Origin of the sequence: Hymenobacter terricola (genome assembly GCF_017921975.2) — a bacterium.
Lineage (GTDB): Bacteria > Bacteroidota > Bacteroidia > Cytophagales > Hymenobacteraceae > Hymenobacter > Hymenobacter terricola.
Genome location: NZ_JAGEMO020000036.1, coordinates 1 through 2,868, shown reverse-complemented (window position 1 = coordinate 2,868; position 2,868 = coordinate 1). Strand labels below are relative to the sequence as shown.

Sequence of the window (2,868 nt, the reverse complement as noted above, 5' to 3'; positions counted from 1 at the left end):
GCCCCGTGGGCGCGGGCCGGTAGTACACCCGGTAGCTGGCAATGGTGGCGTCGCAGCCAGCGGGCAAATTGCCCACTTTCCAGCGCAAATGGTTGGCGTAGCGCTGGTCCAGGCCCGGAAACTCCTGGAGCGCGGCCAGGCTGTCGCAGTTCGTGGTTTGCAGCGCGAGCACCGGGGCGCAGGGCGGCGCGATGAGGTCGGCGCACTGTACCTGGCTTTTGTTCAGCAGAGAGCTGAGGTAGCCGGTGGGCGCGTAGCGGCCTTCGGTGCGCACGTAGTAGCAGTACGACTGGCTCCGGGCCAGCGTGGGGTCGCGGTCTACATAAATGCCGCCGTTGGCCCCGGAAGTTGCTGTCCCAATCTGCGTGAAAGCCCCGGTAGTGCCCATACGGCGATAAATAACGGTGGGCTGCGCCGAGTTGTCCCACGGCACGTTGTAGCTCCAGGTCACGGAGAAGGACGTGGGCGGGTTGTTGGGCTGCACCGTGGTGCGCACGCTGCTGGCCGTGGCGGCGGTTTCGGTCACGGGCGTTTGGCCGGTGCTGAAGGTGCGCACAAACGCCAGCTTGTAGGTGTACTGCAGGCTTTGCGTGTTGAGGTTGGTGTCGACAAACGAGGTATCGGTAAGGGCCGTGAACGTACGCACCGTGGCGAAGCTGGTGGGAGCCAGGCCCTCGCCCCGCGACAGTACGTAGCTGGGCGTGCCGTCGAAGCTGAGGCCGGGGGCCGGGCGGGGCTGGGTCCAGCGCACCGTTATTTGGCCGGCGTTGGGGCTGGTGGTTTCCACGTCCACGTTCTTGAGCTGGGCGCTGCGGCCCGTGAAGGCGGCGCAGGCTTCCTGCGAGGCCAGACTGGCCCCGCCCGCCGGCAGCGGAAAGTCGGCGTAGATGCGGTAACAATAGGTTTTGCCCCGGTCCAGGCCCACATTCACCCCGCCCGCCGAGGTGTTGTTATCGACAAACGAAACGGCCGTGGCGGGCACCGAGCCAATCTGCACGTACCCCGTCGAGGCCGGAATGCCGGTGACGCAGGGGCCGGGTGCGGTGCCCGAATTTTCTTTCCGGTAGATGTAGATGCGCGACGCATTGGCGCAGGTGTAGGTGTTCCAGCTCAGCAGCGTCCGGTTGATGCCGGTCGAGGCATCGGGCACGGCTTGCAGGTTTTGGGGCGGAGGGCCCACCACCGTAATGCGCCAGACCTGCTCGTCTATCAGGGGCGGATTGCCGGCCGTAGCGGGAACTGCGGGCGTATCCTGGGCCTTGAATACCACCAGATACGGCAGCCGGGCCACGTTATTGCACTGCGTCTGCCAGTTGAAGGTGCCCCGGGCGAGGGGCGGGCCGGTCAGGCTTTGGGTGAACGTGGCCGGGGGCAAAATGCCGGAATACGCCGATAGCACAATGGGCGTTTGGGCGGCGCCGGTGCCACCGTCCACGGCCGTTACGATACCGGTCACGGGCAGCCCCGCCACCACGCAGATATCGGCCGGAATGGTGAGAATGGGCCGCAGGTTGCTGGTCGCCGACACAATAATCTGCATGTCGCGAATCACCACGCCAATTTTGCGCACCCCCAGCGGGGTACGCCGCCATTCTTCTATTTCCATTGCCACGTTGTAGAACCCCACCGCCAGCGGGGCGTTCCACGTAATTTGCCCGGTGTTCACGTCCTGCACGAAGATGGCCGGGCTGCCCGGCGCCCCGGCCGGTGTCCCGTTATAGGGCACCTGGGGCGGCACCGTGCCCCCGGTTATGAGCGGGTCGTTGGGGTAGCGGAAATCAGGCACGGTCACCGGGACGAACTGGTTGTTGCCGGTGGCGTTGGGACACCCTGGGCCGGGACCAACAATGTCGCGGATGGCGGCCGCCACCTTCTGGCTGGTGCGCAAATGGTAGGCCAGCGAGTCCCCGTCGGCGTCGTACCCGCCGGGGTTGTGCAAAAACACCTGACTCATAGCCGCCTTGTCAACTGCCGGCGAAGTAAGAATGGCGGAATGGTTCAGCCCCAGAGCCGGGTCGATGTAGATGGTGGTGCTGATGTAGAAAGACTGATTGCCCGAATCGGTCATATTCAGCACCCCGGCGTTCCGGTTCTCGCCGATAAAGCTGACGATGAAGCTGCCAGTGGAGGGAAAGGTGTGCTCGAAATAATAGATATTGACGCTGGTATCCGGGTTGCGGGGCAGCACCTGGATGGAAGCCCGCACCACGCCATTTTCGCAGCTGGAAGTATTATCACCAAAAAAAATGGTGGCCGTCGGTTGGGTCACCTGAGACCCGTTATCCGTGTACAGAATCATCTTAAAGAAGATTCGGCGGGGGTTGTGGCCGGCCGTGGTGTCTACCTTGGCCTGAATATCGCCCGCCCGAAGGTGCGAGGCCCACGCCGCATCCGGCCGCAGCCCCAGGCCCGCAAGCAGCACTACCAGCAGCAAGGCCAGCCGTCCCCATACGCTAATTCGAAGTGGCGTAAATTCTATCATACTACGGTCAATAACAGGGAAGAAGGAAGGACTGCGAGCCACCCGTCCCGGAAAGAAACAGGCGGCGCTGGCAGAGTAAGGGCAATGGACCAGATTTGGTTTGCGGAGTGGCCCGAAAATGCGTGAATATACTTTGCCGCAATTCCCACGCACACCGTGGCGTTGGAGTACGCTGAGCACCCCGAAGTGTTGGCTCCCTGCAAAAATCAGGCAAAAAAAGGCCGCTCACCCCGGAGCAGCCTTTTTTTGTCGTCAATTCGCAGAAGCAAGGCGGCGCTAGCGCACAATCTCAACCCAGCCCTTGTAGGTGCGCCGGGTGTTGGCGAAGTCGGCGAACTCCACTTCGGCCAGGTAATAGTAAATGCCGTCCACCACCTTGGCCCCAA

General features: G+C 62.9%; 1 protein-coding gene. It reads right to left on the bottom strand.

All coding sequences use genetic code 11. The features are described 5' to 3' along the window. The coding region (locus J4G38_RS19060; RefSeq protein WP_226163559.1) for a fibronectin type III domain-containing protein at positions 1-2,482 on the bottom strand (2,482 nt) is incomplete at its 3' end. Positions 2,483-2,868 lie beyond the last annotated feature (386 nt).